The sequence below is a fragment of the Sphingobacterium sp. UGAL515B_05 genome (assembly GCF_033097525.1).
Taxonomy (GTDB): Bacteria; Bacteroidota; Bacteroidia; order Sphingobacteriales; family Sphingobacteriaceae; genus Sphingobacterium.
In genome coordinates this window covers 5,195,012-5,212,661 of the sequence record NZ_CP109907.1, presented here as the reverse complement: position 1 = coordinate 5,212,661, position 17,650 = coordinate 5,195,012, and the positions used below count along the sequence as shown (strand labels likewise).

Below are 17,650 nucleotides of genomic sequence, written 5' to 3'. Positions count from 1 at the left end.
GCTACAATGCTAACGCTTTTTCTTTAATTTCATGAAATGAACGGTGTTTGGCGACCACCTCCCCAATTACAATTATGGCAGGTACCCCCACTCTTTTTTCCACAGATTCGTCTAGGATATTATCAATGGTGCCAAGTACGACTTTTTCATTCGGTAATGAACCGTTTTGAATGAGTGCAATAGGTAAATTATGTAAATTTCTCTCCCGATAGATTGCTACAATCTCGGCGAGTTTTCCATAGCCCATTAACACAACTACCGTTGCCTTAGACGCTGCTGCCAAATAAAGGTCCGTCGATAATGAGCCATCTGACTTTGAGCCTGTAATGACCCAGAAACTATCGCTAATCCCACGATATGTTAGTGGTAGTTGCTGCAATCCCGTCAGTCCAATAGCTGAAGAAATACCAGGAACAACAGCTGTTTCAATACCGAATTGCTGAACATAATCAATTTCTTCTCCGCCACGACCAAAAACAAACGGATCACCACCTTTTAAACGGACAACATGTCCATAATTTAGCGCATAATCCACCAAGAGACGATTTATTTCATCCTGTGAGGTAGAAAGTTGTTCCGCACGTTTTCCAACATAGATTTTAATACATGCAGTTTGAGCATAATCAAGTAATTCTTCATTTACAAGTGCATCATACAAGATGACGTCAGCATTTTCTATGGCTTTGATTCCCTTAAGGCTTATCAGATCCGGGTCGCCCGGTCCGGCTCCGACTAAAGTTACTTTTGCTTTTATTGACATTCCATTCCCTCCTATACCAATACTGGTGTTAAATTTTTACGTTGATAAACCTCAGTGATAAATTTTGTTGCATCCTGAAGATAGTCCGTTGCAAAATGTTCGCTTGGCTCATTTTTACTGATTTGTAAAACCAATTCCGGAAATGTTTGGCCAAAACTATACTCACCTGTCTCCACAAAATGAGTTTGGAATTCGTTGATGACCGTATTTTGTGTGCTTGCACTGATTCCCTTATCCAATAATAAAGCTTTTGCAGCTTGCACAAAAGCATTATAGGCGTGGTAGATCGCATCTGAAAATTTTGATTCTTTAAAGGTTTCATTTGCCCATTGCAACTTTTCTTCCGCCTCATAAATTAAGGTAGCGACTAAATCAATGACAACTCCGGCACATTCTCCTACACCGATAGCTGTCTGGAATGTTCCTTCATGTCCCCAGTCAACAAATTCATCTGCGGCAAGATTGGTTAGATCCGATAGTGGTTTAAGGAGATTGTAGAAATAATTCTTGCCTTGTCGGTCATAATAAGCATGGAAGTTTTCATCTGCCACTGCATTTTTCTTGTAATCATTTAAGACCCATTCAACGACATGCAATACTCGTTTTGTCGGTACTTTGATAATTCGCTCGGCAACCCGGCCCTCACCATTGCCAACAGTTCCACCGCCAAGCATTACCTGTGCCGCGGGAACAACCTTGCCCTCAGCCTTGACAGAACTACCATGAAAACCGATATGCGCCAGGCCATGCTGTCCACAAGAATTCATGCAGCCTGAAATCTTTATTTTTAGATCCCGATTAAAGACAAAATCTTGGTGAAATTCAGCGATATAGGATTCGATCACACGAGCCATTTCTGTACTATTTGAGATTCCGAGATTACAGGTATCTGTACCTGGGCAGGTTGTTACATCTGCTGTGCTGTCGAAACCTACTTGTGCGAGATCCAACGACTGAAGTAATTTATAAATATGAGGCAGGGATTTTTCCGTCGCATATTTTAGCAATAGGCTTTGGTTTTGTGTGATTCGGATATCATCTGCAATCAGATCTTTTACACCTGCGACGAATGTGCGAGCTTTTTCCGTACCAATATCACCGGTGGAAACGCGGACGTATACACCATAATATCCTTTCTGTTTTTGTTCGAATGTGTTGGTGTTTTTCCAAATCTGATAATTTAAATCGCTGTCCAGATTAATGAATGAAAGTTGTTTGTCATCTGGTGGCGTTGGTTGTTCGATTTTGGTTCGGTCGATCGGATAGCTTTTTACCTTCGTTGCGACTTTTTCATTTTCAATCAAACTTAGTACTTCTTCTAAACCTAGTTTCTGAATAAGGTATTTGAATCGAGCTTTATTTCGGTTATTTCTTTCACCATAACGATCAAAGACGCGGAGTGTAGCTTCTATATAAGGAATAAGTTCGTCCTCCGGTAGAAACTCGCTCGTCACCGATGCCAAGAAAGGCTGAGATCCTAGTCCTCCACCCAATAGCACTTTGAAGCCACGCATTTCAACCCCATCAACAACTTTTAGTTTTGGAATAAAGCCAAGGTCATGAATATAGGAAAACGCGGTGTCTTCATCACTTGCAGAAAATGACATTTTAAATTTTCGGCCCATTTCTGCACATACCGGATTGCGTAAAAAATATTCAAAAGTTGCCTGAGCATATGGTGAAACATCAAAAGGCTCTTTTGGATCGATACCCGAACTTGGGGAAGCGGTGACATTGCGTACGGTATTTCCACAAGCTTCGCGTAATGTAATGTCATCTTCAGCTAATTTGGACCAAAGTTCCGGTGTGCGGTCTAGGCTCACATAATGGATCTGTATATCTTGACGTGTTGTAAGGTGCAAATTGCTGCTTGCATATTCATCTGATATTGCTGCAATTTTAAGCAATTGCTTGAACGTGACCTTTCCAAATGGAAGTTTTATACGAACCATTTGAACTCCAGGTTGTCTTTGTCCATATACCCCCCTAGCTAAGCGCAACGATCTAAATTTCTCGTCGGCGATCTTGCCTTCGTGGAATAATCGAATCTTTTTTTCGAGTTCGATAATTTCCCTTTCCACGACTGGGTTTTCTAATTCTGTGCGGAAGCTTTGCATAAAACTAATAAAATCTATTGATTTAGTATTCTTTTCTCGATGTCAAATGTAAAAATATTTTTTTAATATTCTATAATTTCTACCAAATTAATATATATTTGCCCTATAAAATTTAATATACAAAACCTGTAGACTATTAGGTGTAATGATGAGAAAGTGTTTCATAGTTCTGATTTTAAGCTTTGTAATTGTATTTAAACTAACTTCCTGTGCGCCTAAAGTAAAGAATGGATATAGTAAGGAACATGGTTTTGAAGGTAATATTTCACTGTCTGGAGCTTTTGCGCTTTACCCTTTGGCGGTTGTGTGGAGCGAAGATTTTAAAAAAATTCATCCAAATGTTCGGTTTAATATTTCTGCTGGTGGTGCAGGGAAAGGAATTGCTGATGTGCTTACGGGGATGGTTGATATTGGAATGGTATCGAGAGACCTGCATGAGCAGGAAATAAAAAAAGGAGCGATTCCAATTATTGTAGCCAAGGATGCTGTCATATGTACAATCAATCCTGACAATCCTAATTATTCTGCTATTTTGAAGCGTGGTTTGAGCCGTGAAGAATTACTGGATATTTTTGTGAATCGAAAGTTTAAGACCTGGCGGGAAATTGACCCAGAGTTCACGGCGGATCCCATTAATGTATATGTTCGTTCTGATGCTGCAGGGGCAGCGGAAACCTGGGCCAAGTTTTTCGGGCATAAACAAGAGGACTTACAAGGAATCGGAATTTTTGGAGACCCTGGAATTGCACAGGCTATTAAAGATGATATATATGGGATCGGGTTCAATAATATTAACTATGTCTACAATCTAAAAACCAATAAGGTTTTTGACCGTATTGCTGTTGTTCCTTTGGATCTGAATAAAAATAGACATGTTGAGGACAATGAGCAATTTTATGGTACGCTGTCTGAATTGACAGAGGCTGTTGCGACAGGGAGATACCCTGCGCCGCCTTCTAGGGAGTTAACCTTTGTGACGCGCAATAAGACCGAATCCCTTCTTTTGAAGGAGTTTATTTCTTTTGTTCTTCAGAAACAGGCGCAATCACAGCTTCTTGAAAATGGATATGTCCCACTAAATGAAACACTGATAAAAGAAGAACTTAATAAGTTATAGCATGCTAAATACTCGTCTCGTTAAAGATATACTGGTCAAGCGATCTACTTTGCTCCTCTTGCTGATTTCACTTTCAGTTGTCGTCATCATTGCGGTTGGTTTAACCATAAAATCGATTCCCTTATTTGAATACAGCAATATTTTGCAGCTGTTAACAGGTAAGATTTGGTCACCAATGAAAGGATCTTTCGGCTTTCTACCTTTTATTGCTGGCACGCTTGCGGTAACTCTGATTTCTCTTGTTATTGCGATTCCGCTTTGTATATTAACAGCTGTTTACTTGACCGAATATGCTTCGGATGCTTTAAAGAATATGATGCTTCCTTTGGTCAATATCTTGGCCGCAATACCACCTGTGCTTTATGGAGTCTGGGGGGTGTTGTTTATTGTACCTTTGATTCAGTTGTATATAGCGCCAGTTTTTGGTGTTGTAACCTCCGGATATTCTGTGCTGGCTGGTGGTATCGTGTTAGCTGTGATGATCTTTCCCATTATGATTTCTATCATGGTTGAGGTACTTCAGACCATTCCCTATGATTTGAAGGCGGCGTCGCTGTCTTTGGGTGCAACAAAATGGGATACGATCAAACACGTTATTCTGAAAAAAGCTAGACCAGGTATTGTCGCTGCCATTGTTTTGTCAACATCTAGGGCTTTTGGTGAAACCATTGCGGTATTGATGGTCTGTGGCAATGTTGCAAAAGTACCAACTTCTATATTTGATGCCGGCTACCCTATTCCTGCATTAATTGCAAATAATTTTGGGGAAATGATGTCAATACCTTTGTATGAGTCAGCTCTGATGTTCTCTGCATTACTGCTGTTTGTAATCATATTTATTTTTAATTTAATTTCTCGTCTGATATTGAGACGCTTGGAAGGAGGTCAGCATGGATAATACCAGAAGACGGTTGTTGAGCGAAAAGGTGGCAAAAGGCTTTATGCATCTTTCGGGTATAACCGTAACAGCTTCTCTGTTTTTTATTGTAGGTACAATATTGTATAAGGGACTTCCCTATCTCAATTGGGAAATGGTAAGTCAGTTGCCTAAAGGTGGATTTTATATCGGAAAAGAAGGTGGGATTTTGAATGCGATATTGGGTTCGCTCTATTTGGCTGGGGTTTCAACAGCTCTTTCAGCTTTGATAGGCATTCCGATCTCGTTATATCTAAATGTTTATCTGGGTACAAAATCTAAAGTCACGCAGTTTTCGAAATTGTTATTCGATGTGTTGTATGGCGTTCCTTCGATCGTTTATGGTGCTGTAGGCTTTGGAATCATGGTGTATTTGGGTATTCGTGCATCGTTATTAGGTGGTATTATTACCGTAACGCTGCTGACTATTCCAATTGTCGTACGCACTGTGGACGAATTGATCAAAACCATTCCTGAAGACCTAAAGAATGTCACCCTTTCACTCGGTACCACACGCTGGGAATTGGCCAAAGTAATGCTTAGAAGTATTCGTACCGGCTTACTTACAGCTATTCTACTTGCTTTTGGCCGCGCCATTGGCGATGTGGCGGGAGTCTTATTGACTACAGGTTTTAGTGACAATCTTCCTAAATATATCGATGAGCCGGCGGCGACATTGCCTTTATCTATATTTTTCCAGTTAAGTAGTCCTATTCCCGAAGTTCAAGGTCGAGCTTATGCGTCGGCTTTAGTTTTAACAATCATTATCTTAATTATTGTAGTATGCACTCATATCCTTCAATCGAAACAAAAGAATCGTCGATAATAAATCCGTTGGCAGATCCACATATTGAAATAAAGGATCTTAATGTTCATATTGACGGGCGACATATACTCAAGAATATCAACCTTGCGCTGCCAAACAATAGTGTCACATCCATTATTGGCCCGTCAGGATGCGGGAAAACAACGCTTTTAAAGACGCTTAATAGGTTGGTCGATGATACCAAAGGGGTTGAAATAACCGGTTCGGTTCTTGTTAATGGTGAAGATATCTATGGTAGGAATGCAGAAGTGACGCATATTCGAAAGAAAATGGGGCTTCTTTCCCAGAAACCTTATCCACTACCAATGTCTATTTATGACAATGTGGCCTATGGCCCCCGCATACACGGTACGCGAAGTAAGAAAGAGCTCGATAAGATTGTTGAAACGCAATTGCGTAATGTAGCTTTATGGGACGAGGTAAAGGATCGTTTAGGTCACTCCGCTAGTGGATTGTCTATTGGTCAGCAGCAAAGGCTCTGTTTAGCGAGAGGATTAGCTGTGGAACCTGAGATTATCCTTGGGGATGAATCAACATCGGCATTGGACCCATTATCGACTGCCAAAATTGAGGAGTTGTTGATTGAACTGAAGAAAGATTATACCATCGTATTGGTGACGCATATATTGCGACAAGCGCGACGGGTATCTGATTATATCTTGTTTGTTTATGGCGGAGAAATTCTTGAATTTGGACCAACGGAACAGGTTTTATTGAATCCGCAAAATGAAATCACAAAACAGTACGTAAAAGGATTTATTTCCTGAGTGTAGCAAATGTCTTGGCATGGTCGTTCTAATTAGGATTTAAATAACTTAATTATGAAAAGTAGCTATTTTATTGCCATGCTTTTGGTCCTGTCAGGTTTTTTTAGTTCCTGTAGTAAAGATTTTGCATATTCTTCTGAATTTGATAAAAGTTATGAAGCTTATCAAAAATATAAAAAGGAGAATGCTAATTCCTACCAGTATACTGTTACCAGCTCTTCCTGGACAGGAACTCACAGCGCAACCACAATAACGGTATTTAACGGTCAGGTCGAGTATAGATCATATGAAGCTAAAACACGTTCCGCAGATGGTAAAGAGCAGACTGATACTAAATGGACAGAAAACAAGGATGAATTAAACTCGCACGACGAAGGTTATGAAGCGTCGACGCTAGATCAAGTTTATGAGAAAGCAAAGAAGGATTGGCTGATAAAAAGAAAAGATTCGAAGGTCTATTTTGAAGCCAAAAACAATGGTCTGATTTCTTCTGCAGGCTATGTTTCCGATAATTGTCAGGATGATTGCTTCAATGGTATTCACATTAGCGAAATTAAATTCCCGATCAGTTTGAATAAGAATTAAATTCGATCACTTGTCCAAAACTAAAAAGTGGAATTATTTTTTAGCGGAATAATTCCACTTTTTAGTTTTTCTATAGTGCCTGATATATGCTATTCGCTACTTGAGGTGAAATAAATCGTCTATACCGAGTATTTTTTTTGAAGTAAATCCTTCGGCATATTTTACTTGGATATATCGTCCAAATTCTCGGGCTCTAGCCGCGGTTGACTCCATGAAATCCGGATTAGAAATATAAGTTTGCGGTTCGTCCGGGTTTATATTTTCTCCGGTATAAAACTGAGTTTTGTAAGCTAGGACGGATTTTTCTTTAATATGATAATAATCCGTTATATCAATAACAACATCAGGTTTGATATAAAAGTCCTGTACAAATTGCAGTACTAATCGGGGGCGGTAGGCCTCCTGGGAAATATTGTTCTGATCAAAAGTTTCCACTCTTCTTAAGCCAGCAAGAAAGCAGGCATCGCTGACCATCTGTCCAGCTCTACCATGATCGGGGTGACGATCAGTAACGGCGTTTGTAATGACAATTTCTGGTTGATATTCACGGATAGCCCTTATTACAGCCATTTTTTCTTTTTCAGCATTTTCAAAGAAACCATCTCTTAGGCCAAGATTCTCTCTTACGGCTAGCCCTAATATTTCGGCAGCATCCTTTGCTTCCTGTGCTCTGGTTTCTGCTGTGCCACGTGTACCGAGCTCACCTTGGGTTAAATCAACAATTCCTACCTTTTTTCCTTCAGCAACATATTTTGCCATCACTCCTCCTGCGCCGAGTTCAGCGTCATCCGGATGTACAGCAATAATAAGTAGATCTAATTTTAACATATAATATTTCTCTCTTTAAATTTGCTTCCCTTTTTATGATAAACCATTTCAGTTAACCGCTGAATAGTTTTGGCTGCAAGCCTTTACTAATCCCAGGCGATTATTGATTCTAAGTCGATATTCGACTAGACCTGTGTTGGCGGGAGTGTGGCAAATGTAAGTAGTTTATGGGTTACTCTTGTAAAAGACGCTCAATATTGCGGCAAATTTTACTTGATAATGGCGAAGTAGTCGGATAATAGAAATCAATAACCTCTCCTTTTTTGTTTACCAGATATTTGTGGAAATTCCAGGAGGGTTTACTATTGATATGTCCGTTTTGATCTTTGCTCGAGAGAAAACTGTATAAGGGTGTTCTATATTCGCCTATAACATGGCTACGTTTAAATATAGGGAAACTTACCTGTTGATTGATCCGGCAGAATGTCTCTAGGGTACTACCGGTTAACGGTTCTTGGTTCCGGAAATTATTTGCAGGAAAAGCCAGGATTTCGAAACCTTGGTCTTTATATTTTTGATAGAGTTTTTCGAGCGATTTAAATTGTCTGGTAAATAGACATTGGCTGGCAGTATTGACGATGAGTAAAACTTTACCTTTAAAATCAGCGAGGGATTTTTTTTTGCCGTTAAACTGAAGGGCGTCAAAGTCGTATACTGTTTTCATCTGGTTTTGGTTTAATTGCTCACATGACAGGTTGAGGTCTCGACTTTTCGAATTCTCTAATGATATTTTCAATGGCAAAGTCTTCTTTTGGATCGTAAGTTGACTTTAGGTTGTGACCGAATATTTTAGCAACTCCCTGATAGAAAAAAGCAGAAATTCCACCTTTCATTTCCTTTACCATTTCATAACTTGTATGTCCGGTATAGCGATCGATCAATTTTATGAGTATTTTACCTTGTGAAATAGTCATATTTTTGATTTCTCGATCAAACATCTGTTTTACGTCGCTTTCGCATTTTTCAACCAATGCCTTATGTTCCTTTTTGTCCGAAGTCAGCGCGAGTTCTCTGTCAAGTTGATCATATCTTTTTTGCGCATATATCGCATAAGGAAGAACCTTTAGGACGTTTCTTCTAAAGCGAAGGTATTCTCTTCGCGCTTCTTCACTTGACCAAGTCCTTTTGGCAACAACGATAACCTCCGGTATCGGAAACCAGGGCAACACCTCTCCATTTGCCAAGGTTGTTGTCATATAACTGTTTACAGTCTCTTGCGCTCCCTCTCCATACAAGGGAAGTGTGAGCGATTGAGACTGTGCCCATCCGGACAAAGTCCCTGTGAGAAAAAGCAAACAAAATAATATTGTCTTCATTTGGGCAATTATATAACGCTTTTTAATTTGTCAATGCTATAATATTTTGGTAGATTTATTACAAAATAAGTTAGCTTGAAAATTGTATTCAAGAATACATTAACTAAATTACACAAATTTACTCAAAAAACATCATTTACCTGCAACGTTTATGAAAGATTATGTGATTGATATTGAAGCAGAAAACAAAGAGATAAGGAAACGTTACCGTGCGTTGTTGCGTGCTTGTAAGCCAACTTTGCAACGCGGGGACAAGCAAGAGATTCGAAAGGCATTTGATTTAGCATTGGATAGTCATAAAGAGATGCGACGCAAATCAGGAGAGCCTTATATTTATCACCCTATTGCTGTTGCGCAGATTGCTGCAGAAGAGATTGGCTTAGGAACGACATCTATTGTATGCGCCTTGCTCCATGATGTAGTTGAAGATACCAATGTTACATTGGATGAAATTGAAGAAATGTTTGGCAAGAAAGTTCGCCGAATTATCGATGGGCTTACCAAAATTTCAGGGATTTTTGATCCAAACAGTTCCATGCAGGCGGAGAATTTTAGGAAAATGTTGCTCACACTGGCTGACGATGTTCGTGTAATTCTCATTAAATTGGCAGATCGGCTGCATAATATGCGCACCATGGAATTTATGGCCAGGGATAAGCAGCTGAAGATAGCTTCAGAGACAAGTTACCTTTATGCACCTCTAGCACATCGTCTTGGCCTGTATGCGATAAAATCCGAATTGGAAGATCTGTCGATGAAATTTACCGATCCGGATACCTATAAATTTATCGCTCGAAAACTGAATGAGAAAAAAGCCGAACGCGAAAAATTTATAGGTGATTTTATTGGTCCAATCAAAGAGATATTGGAGGAACAGGGTATTAAGGCGTCCGTATTTGGGCGTCCTAAATCAATCCATTCTATTTGGAATAAGATGCGAAAAAAATCGATTCCTTTTGAGGAGGTTTATGATTTGTTTGCCATACGTATTGTAATAGATGCTGTGGATGAAAAAGAAAAGACCGAATGTTGGAAAGTCTATTCTATTGTCACAGATTTATATCGCCCTAACCCCGACCGCCTGCGGGATTGGATTTCCTCTCCGAAAGGAAATGGTTATGAGTCTTTACATACAACGGTAATGGGTCCTAAAGGGCAATGGGTCGAAGTTCAGATTCGAACCAAACGGATGAATGAAATTGCCGAAAAAGGATTTGCAGCGCATTGGAAATATAAGGAATCAAATTCGGATTCTGGCTTGGATCAATGGATCAAAAAGGTACGCGACGTCTTAAGTAGTCCGGATCAGAATGCGATGGATTTTGTGGATGATTTTAAGATGAATCTTTTCTCCGATGAGATTTTTATATTCACCCCAAAAGGAACACTGATTCAACTACCCAACAATGCTACGGCTTTAGATTTTGCCTTTGAGATCCACTCTGATATTGGAGCGAGTTGTATTGGCGCCAAAGTAAATCACAAACTTGTTCCTTTGAGTCATATTTTGCAAAATGGGGATCAGGTAGAGATTATTACCTCAAGCAAGCAGTCACCTAAGGAAGATTGGTTGAATTTTGTAGTGACTGCAAAAGCCAAATCCAAAATCAGATCTTCTCTCAAAGAGGAAAAGAGAAGAGTTGCGGAGGATGGGAAAGAGATTTTGGAACGTAAGTTGAAATCGCTAAAGGTTACCTATAATACGGATAATATTAACAAAATTGCCAACTTTTTAAAATACCCCAGCTCGCAGGATCTTTTTTACAATGTTGCTAAGGGAATTGTTGACATTAGACAACTGAGAGAATATGTTGCGCATGAAAAAGCAGTTGAAATTAATGTAAGTTCTTCATCTGGAAATCAATTTAACACGCATATTGGTGGATTAGTTGAAAAGATAAATAAGAAGGAATTCGATACGATCTTAATCGGTGACGATATGCAGAAAGTTGATTATACATTAGCACCCTGTTGTAACCCGATCCCTGGTGACGATGTCTTTGGCTTTTTGACCGTAAATGATGGTATAAAAATTCATCGTACAAGTTGCCCAAATGCATCCAAGCTGATGGCAAATTATGGTTATAGAATTCTAAAAGCACGGTGGGCTTCTACAAAAGATTCTGCATTTTTGACAGGTTTACATATCGTTGGCATAGATGATGTTGGATTAGTAAATAAGCTTACAACTGTTATTTCGCAAGAATTTGCTGTTAATATTCGATCCTTGTCAATTTCAAGTAACGAAGGTATTTTTGATGGTAATATTATGGTCTATGTGAATGATACTGCTCAGCTTGAAAGTTTGATGAGAAATTTAAAGCAAGTCAGAGGGATAACAGGTGTCAATCGCTATGAATCGGAAAATTAATAACCAAGTGTTGGATTGAAAATTTCGCTAAGGAGACTACTATTAAGCGCTATTTTTAATAGAGGAAATATCAATCTAAATTGGTAAATTTGTACAAGAATATTTTTACTATGAATCAAGCTGAAAATTTTGCAACTGTAAAAAAAATCTTTGAAGCCTACTTAGAAAATAAAAATCTAAGAAAAACACCAGAGCGCTATGCGATTTTGGAAGAGATTTATTCACGTACTGACCACTTTGATGTAGAGTCTTTGTATATCCATATGAAGAACAAGAAATATCGTGTCAGTCGTGCTACAGTTTATAATACCCTAGAACTTTTAGTTTCTTGTGATTTGGTTACAAAACACCAGTTTGGAAGGAACATGGCTCAATTTGAGAAGTCTTATGGGTTCAAACAACACGATCACGTGATTTGTATTGAATGTAATAAGGTTGTTGAATTCTGTGATCCACGTATCAATCAAATTCAGAGTCTCATGGGAGATCTTTTAAAATTTGACATTAAGCACCACTCACTCAATTTGTACGGTGTATGTCAAGACTGTCAACTTAAGAACAAAAAAGAAGAAACCGTCGCTCACGAAGCTATTTCAAATTAATCTTATATTTTTCTTAAATATAATAGTACATTTGTTCAGGAATGTTCAGGGGGAAAATTCCTGAACATTTTATTTTTAAATAGAGTCTATTTTTATTAATAACATTTTAATTACTATACTTTAAAAGCTATGCAAGTTGATGTGCTTTTGGGCTTACAATGGGGTGACGAGGGTAAAGGTAAAATCGTAGACGTATTTTGTCCAAAATACGATTTAATCGCTCGTTTCCAAGGCGGCCCTAACGCCGGACACACGTTGGAATTCGATAACAAAAAATTCGTACTCAACACAATTCCATCTGGTATCTTCAATGAAGGTACACTAAATCTTATTGGTAATGGCGTCGTTATCGATCCGATTATCTTAAAAAGAGAGTTAGACAACCTGAAGACAGCTGGTTTTGATCCGGTGGGTAAAGGCAATTTGGTTTTAGCGCGTAAGGCACACCTTATTCTGCCGACACACCAATTATTGGATGCTGCCTCAGAATCAAAAATGGGTGCAGGAAAAATTGGATCCACGCTGAAAGGTATCGGTCCAACTTACATGGATAAAACCGGTAGAAATGGTTTACGTGTAGGTGATACGACACTTCCCGATTTTCAAGAGCGTTACCAAAAGTTGAAAGAAAAACATCTAAGTATTCTTTCGCACTATGGTGAAATACCTGATTTCAGTGAAAAAGAGAAAGCATTTTTAGATGCGATCGAATTCATTAAATCCATCCCACATGTGGATTCAGAGCATTTGGTGAATCAATATCTGAAAGAAGGCAAACGTGTGTTAGCTGAGGGTGCTCAAGGTACGCTTTTGGATGTTGATTTTGGTTCTTATCCATTTGTTACTTCATCTAATACGACAACAGCCGGAGCTTGTACAGGTCTGGGTATTGCACCAAATAAAATCGGTAAGGTATATGGTATCTTTAAAGCATATGCTACTCGCGTAGGTGGTGGTCCCTTCCCTACTGAACTTCACGATGAAACTGGCGAAAAATTACGTCAGTTAGGTCATGAATTTGGCGCAACTACAGGTCGTGCTCGTCGTACAGGATGGATCGATATTCCAGCTTTGAAATATGCCATTATGCTGAATGGCGTGACAGATTTGATTATGATGAAGGCTGACGTTTTGGATACCTTCGACAAAATCTACGCATGTACACATTATAAATATAATGGTGAAGTGATAGATTATATGCCTTATGAAATCATCACGCATCAAGCAGAACCTATCTTAGAAGAAATTGATGGGTGGAAACAAGATTTGACCGGTATAACGTCAGAACAAGAAATACCTGAAGCATTAAAAAATTATATTGCTTATTTAGAGAAAGCTCTTGAAGTACCTATCACGATCCTATCGGTAGGTCCTGATCGTAAACAAACATTAGCTTTATCAAAATAAACTATGCGGATCGAAAGTTTTGATCTTCTCGATTCTAAAGATAAATTTCATCAAAAAGCCCTGCACTGGTCGGGGCAATTTGATGAAATTTCTTTCTTTAATAGTAATGGGATGTCCGATCAATGGGGCAAATTTGAACAGATATTGGCTGTCAAGGCATTATTTTCTTTCCGTGCAAATGAAAATGTATTTGACCAGCTTGATGCTTTTTTGAAATTACATCAATCTCAGTTTATTCCTGGATTTCTATCCTATGACCTCAAAAATGAAATAGAAGAATTACAGACAACAGGTACGGACCAGCTCGAATTTCCAGAAGCCTACTTCTTTGTCCCCGCAATTACGCTCCGATGGACGGCGGATCAAGTGCTTATAGAAGCCGAGGATCCTGTTAAAATCTATCAGGCCATTTCGGATACTCAGATTCCTGTGATAACCCCAATTTCTGTACAGGTAAAGTCGCGTTGGACAAAGAGTGAATATGCCAAAGCTTTTGAAAATGTACAGGCACATATTCACCGTGGAGACATCTATGAAGTGAACCTTTGTCAGGAATTTTTTGCTGAAAACGCTGATATCTCCCCTGTCGAAGTTTATCATCGATTAAATGCCATATCCCCCACTCCTTTTAGTTCATTTTTCAAGGTAGAACATCATTTTATCATGAGTGCTTCTCCAGAGCGATTTTTAGCGAAAAGACATGGAAAGTTGATTTCTCAGCCGATTAAGGGAACGGCCAAAAGGGGGACAAATCCAACGGAGGATCAACAGATTATAGCTGATATGTTGAGGTCAAAAAAAGAGATCGCCGAAAATGTGATGATCGTTGATTTGGTTCGCAATGATCTCACACGGAGTGCTCTTCCCGGAACAGTTGAGGCTACTCGTCTTTTTGAGATCCAGTCCTTTGAACAGGTTCATCAAATGATTTCAACTATTACCTGCATGCAAGACCCAAAAGTCGCCAATGTGGATGTATTTAGAAATACCTTTCCTGCAGGTTCGATGACAGGTGCTCCCAAAATTGCAGCGATGCAAATTTGCGATCAGCTTGAAGCTCGAAAGAGAGGTATCTATGCAGGATCTATCGGTTACTTTGACACCATACACGATGAATTCGATTTTAACGTCGTTATCCGTTCATTGCTTTACAATAAGCAAAAAAGATACCTTTCCTTTCATACAGGTGGAGCAGTTACCAATCAGGCGTCCGCCGATCAGGAGTATCAAGAATGCCTTTTGAAGGCATCCGCGATCCTTGAAGCCTTAAATGCCACTCTAGCACAATAAAACTATACTAATTTTGTAGAGAATATTTTTTGCTTCAAGTATTTTTTCGACCTTTGTCTCGTTGAAAGCACAGATTCCCTATATCGATCTACATACGCACCGGAATTATCCGGTCGATGCGCACGCAATCCTTTCTATTAAGAATGTTGTGTTGAATCATTCGGAGACAATCACAGAAGCGGATTGTTCAGTAGGTTTGCATCCGTGGTATATCAATGAGAATACTGAACATGATTTGGGACTCATGGTGGATGCATTAGCGCTGAGTCAGGTTTTAGCTATAGGTGAATGTGGTATGGACAAAAATATAGCCACTCCCATTGCCGATCAAGAGCCTGTATTTGATCAACAGATTCGCCTGGCTCAAAGATACCAGAAACCTCTAATTATTCATTGTGTGCGTGCTTTTCAGGAGATTGTCGGTTGTTTGAAAAAAGCAAATTTTAGCGGAGCAGTTGTTTTTCATGGATATCGTAAGAACTGGACCTTGGCTCAACAGTTAATAGATCGAGGTTATTATCTTTCCATAGGAAAACATTGTTTAAACGGAAGTCAAGACGAACTTTTACAACATATATCACTCGAGTATTTATTTCTAGAGACAGATACAGATGCGACTGCAGACATCGCTACGCTATATCGCTACGTGGCCCAGCTCAGATCGATCGAACTGGAAGAGTTGAAACAGACTTTATACCAAAATTATAAGAATGTATTTCGTAAATGAGCCTGCCATAATTTGGTTATTTACGTTGAATGGCAGATATGAAGGTTTCAGGATAATATAAAAACAAAATTGAATAAATGAAAGATTTAAGTTGGCTGTCACGTACCGAAGCATTGATCGGTAGAGCGGCGGTTGAAAAATTAGCAAATTCGCATGTGATGGTTTTGGGATTAGGCGGTGTTGGATCATTTGCGGCGGAATTTATATGTCGGGCAGGTGTTGGAAAAATGACCATTATCGATGGAGACACCGTAGATCCATCCAATCGTAATAGGCAACTACCTGCCTTGGCAACCAATCATGGTGAAGCAAAGGCTGAGATTATGCGAGAAAGATTAATGGCGATCAATCCGGAATTAGATTTAACTGTGATACAGGATTTTATTATTCCGGAAAAAATACCAGCTTTGCTAGATTTAGCGCCAGATTATTGTGTCGAAGCTATTGATAGTATTACACCGAAACTATTTTTCATTCGGAGGGCATTAGAAGCTAATATACCATTTGTCAGTTCAATGGGTGCCGGTGGCAAAGTGGATCCTACGAAAATAAAAATTGCTGATATCGGTAAATCTTATAATTGTAAGTTGGCCCAGCATATCCGTAAGAAATTGCGTAAACATGGTATACGTGATGGGGTAAAAGTGGCATTTTCAACTGAACTTCCAAACAAGGATTCATTATTATATACTGATGGGAGTAACTTTAAAAAGTCTGCTTATGGTACCATGTCCTATCTACCAGCAGCCTTTGGTGGGGCAATAGCTTCTGTTGCTATACGAGATCTAATAGAAAATGCTTAACTTAGGTATTAAATAAACATATGAAAAAATGAAGGAAGCTACCCGTCAATCGATGGATAGCTTCTTTTCTTTGTTTAGCGACTAGTGACACCTTTCATATCAATACCTTTGGGCTTGATATGCTCTAATCTTTTCTTTAGTGTATCGATTTTTGATTTTTCAAGATTACCTGTCGCAATTATAATTCCTTCCTTCACCTGCGCCGTAATGGTTGGGAAATCTTCCAGAACAAGATTGACATCTCTTGTTAAGGTAGAATCTATTGCGCCGCCCATAATTTCATGATATTTTTCACGGGCATCTTCTGGTTCGGGAAGATTTACAATGATATTGTTGTGAATGGATTTGATATCCTCTCCCCCTGCTAATTTTGTTCTGTTTTCTATATCCTGCTTGAGCGAATCCGAACCTATCTGTCCATCCAACGTTACATTCCCTTCCTCGACATCTACTTCGATGCCTGCAGTAGTTTGCAACGCTGCCTCGATTTTTGATCTTAGTTTTTCGTCCGATTCGGGCGATCTACAAGAGTGAATAAACAGTAAAGCGCCAAGTAAGAAGATTAAAAGTAAATTATTCAATTTCATGTCATTCTTCGTTTCTGTACTAAATAAGAACAGACGCATCGACATATTGTTTAATTTTTCGGTATTTTCATCACCTAGTATATTGCAATAACTTTCTGATTAACGTTGTTAAAAATAAAACTATCACTTATTTTTTTTCCGATAAGTAGTTGTCCAATTGGAGATGCAGGCGAAATGACGAAGATATTATTGGTTCCTATTTTTACAGCTCCAATACTTGTGGCGATCAAATATAGACCAATATTGGTTTGAACAAGCGTTCCTAATCTGGCTACATCCATTACATCATTTGGTAATGATTCTATACTGATTAGCTGCTGTAGATCTTTATTGGCTTCCAGGAGTTGTTTCTGGTAGCGATTGATGTCCTGTTGAATCATTTCACGTGAAGTTTCATACTTGTCTCCAGCACTACTTTTGGTATCGTCATTACTTGAATCTCTTGCTGTTTCTAAAGCCGATTCTATCATTGTGATACGTTCCTGAGTACGTTTTAGTGCCATGTCGAGGATCTCCCCTTTTATGTCGAAATAATTATTTGTCATTCCGAAAAATAAGGAATAAGTTTTATTCATTAAAAAATAAAAACAATACGCTTAGTCTCAATAGAATATATCAAATCCGATGGTAA

The 17,650-nt window shown here is 38.9% G+C and carries 18 protein-coding genes; 11 read left to right on the top strand and 7 right to left on the bottom strand.

The features are described from left to right. Position 1: 1 nt before the first annotated feature. Both cobA and OK025_RS21665 read right to left on the bottom strand, forming a co-directional pair. Positions 2–760 (bottom strand): uroporphyrinogen-III C-methyltransferase, encoded by a 759-nt coding sequence (gene cobA, locus OK025_RS21670; RefSeq protein ID WP_317666807.1) that lies wholly within the window; start codon positions 758–760, stop codon positions 2–4. Positions 761–771: 11 nt separating this feature from the next. Then, entirely contained in the window at positions 772–2,877 is a 2,106-nt protein-coding gene (locus OK025_RS21665; protein WP_317666806.1) for a HEPN domain-containing protein, read from the bottom strand. A 145-nt stretch (positions 2,878–3,022) separates the two neighbouring features. On the opposite strand from OK025_RS21665, the gene OK025_RS21660 reads away from it, so the two are divergent. The 5 genes from OK025_RS21660 to OK025_RS21640 are packed head-to-tail and all read left to right on the top strand — an operon-like array spanning position 3,023 to position 7,088. Then, on the top strand, positions 3,023–3,994 hold the full coding sequence (locus OK025_RS21660) for a PstS family phosphate ABC transporter substrate-binding protein (protein ID WP_317666805.1): 972 nt from the start codon (positions 3,023–3,025) through the stop codon (positions 3,992–3,994). A gap of 1 nt (position 3,995) precedes the next feature. Beyond that, complete coding sequence (pstC, locus tag OK025_RS21655; protein ID WP_317666804.1) at positions 3,996–4,892, top strand: phosphate ABC transporter permease subunit PstC; 897 nt, start codon at positions 3,996–3,998, stop codon at positions 4,890–4,892. Further along, entirely contained in the window at positions 4,885–5,736 is an 852-nt protein-coding gene (locus OK025_RS21650) for a PstA family ABC transporter permease (protein ID WP_317666803.1), read from the top strand. Before pstC ends, OK025_RS21650 begins: the two co-directional genes overlap by 8 nt. Next, positions 5,694–6,503: a phosphate ABC transporter ATP-binding protein gene (locus tag OK025_RS21645; protein WP_317666802.1), complete on the top strand. Its 810-nt coding sequence runs from the start codon at positions 5,694–5,696 to the stop codon at positions 6,501–6,503. The genes OK025_RS21650 and OK025_RS21645 overlap by 43 nt, the downstream gene beginning before the upstream one ends. 54 nt (positions 6,504–6,557) lie before the next feature. Beyond that, a complete protein-coding gene (locus OK025_RS21640; protein WP_317666801.1) occupies positions 6,558–7,088 on the top strand; it encodes a hypothetical protein in 531 nt (176 codons plus the stop codon). Positions 7,089–7,184: 96 nt separating this feature from the next. Here the strand turns inward: OK025_RS21640 and bshB1 are convergent, their stop codons facing one another. The 3 genes from bshB1 to OK025_RS21625 all read right to left on the bottom strand — a co-directional run bounded on the left by bshB1 (position 7,185) and on the right by OK025_RS21625 (position 9,232). After that, positions 7,185–7,916 carry a bacillithiol biosynthesis deacetylase BshB1 gene (bshB1, locus tag OK025_RS21635; RefSeq protein ID WP_317666800.1) on the bottom strand — a complete coding sequence of 244 codons (732 nt, stop codon included), beginning with the start codon at positions 7,914–7,916 and terminating at the stop codon, positions 7,185–7,187. A gap of 172 nt (positions 7,917–8,088) precedes the next feature. Further along, positions 8,089–8,580 (bottom strand): glutathione peroxidase, encoded by a 492-nt coding sequence (locus tag OK025_RS21630; protein ID WP_317666799.1) that lies wholly within the window; start codon positions 8,578–8,580, stop codon positions 8,089–8,091. A 19-nt stretch (positions 8,581–8,599) separates the two neighbouring features. Further along, positions 8,600–9,232 carry a DUF4294 domain-containing protein gene (locus OK025_RS21625; RefSeq protein WP_317666798.1) on the bottom strand — a complete coding sequence of 211 codons (633 nt, stop codon included), beginning with the start codon at positions 9,230–9,232 and terminating at the stop codon, positions 8,600–8,602. A gap of 151 nt (positions 9,233–9,383) precedes the next feature. On the opposite strand from OK025_RS21625, the gene OK025_RS21620 reads away from it, so the two are divergent. The 6 genes from OK025_RS21620 to OK025_RS21595 all read left to right on the top strand — a co-directional run bounded on the left by OK025_RS21620 (position 9,384) and on the right by OK025_RS21595 (position 16,432). Beyond that, positions 9,384–11,603 (top strand): RelA/SpoT family protein, encoded by a 2,220-nt coding sequence (locus OK025_RS21620; RefSeq protein ID WP_070564136.1) that lies wholly within the window; start codon positions 9,384–9,386, stop codon positions 11,601–11,603. Positions 11,604–11,713: 110 nt separating this feature from the next. Then, positions 11,714–12,205 (top strand): Fur family transcriptional regulator, encoded by a 492-nt coding sequence (locus OK025_RS21615; RefSeq protein WP_046673375.1) that lies wholly within the window; start codon positions 11,714–11,716, stop codon positions 12,203–12,205. 129 nt (positions 12,206–12,334) lie between these two features. Next, entirely contained in the window at positions 12,335–13,612 is a 1,278-nt protein-coding gene (locus OK025_RS21610; RefSeq protein WP_317666797.1) for an adenylosuccinate synthase, read from the top strand. A gap of 3 nt (positions 13,613–13,615) precedes the next feature. Beyond that, positions 13,616–14,902 carry an anthranilate synthase component I family protein gene (locus tag OK025_RS21605; protein WP_317666796.1) on the top strand — a complete coding sequence of 429 codons (1,287 nt, stop codon included), beginning with the start codon at positions 13,616–13,618 and terminating at the stop codon, positions 14,900–14,902. Positions 14,903–14,963: 61 nt separating this feature from the next. Beyond that, the gene (locus OK025_RS21600; protein ID WP_317666795.1) at positions 14,964–15,629 is read left to right on the top strand and encodes a TatD family hydrolase; all 666 of its coding nucleotides are present in this window, start codon (positions 14,964–14,966) and stop codon (positions 15,627–15,629) included. Between the two features lie 77 nt (positions 15,630–15,706). After that, entirely contained in the window at positions 15,707–16,432 is a 726-nt protein-coding gene (locus tag OK025_RS21595) for a tRNA threonylcarbamoyladenosine dehydratase (RefSeq protein ID WP_317666794.1), read from the top strand. 74 nt (positions 16,433–16,506) lie between these two features. On the opposite strand, the gene OK025_RS21590 is transcribed toward OK025_RS21595, so the two are convergent. Both OK025_RS21590 and OK025_RS21585 read right to left on the bottom strand, forming a co-directional pair. Beyond that, positions 16,507–17,058, bottom strand: coding sequence for a BON domain-containing protein (locus tag OK025_RS21590; protein WP_317666793.1), 552 nt, complete (start codon positions 17,056–17,058; stop codon positions 16,507–16,509). Between the two features lie 35 nt (positions 17,059–17,093). Continuing rightward, positions 17,094–17,594, bottom strand: coding sequence for a 3-oxoacyl-ACP synthase (locus tag OK025_RS21585; RefSeq protein ID WP_317666792.1), 501 nt, complete (start codon positions 17,592–17,594; stop codon positions 17,094–17,096). Positions 17,595–17,650 lie beyond the last annotated feature (56 nt).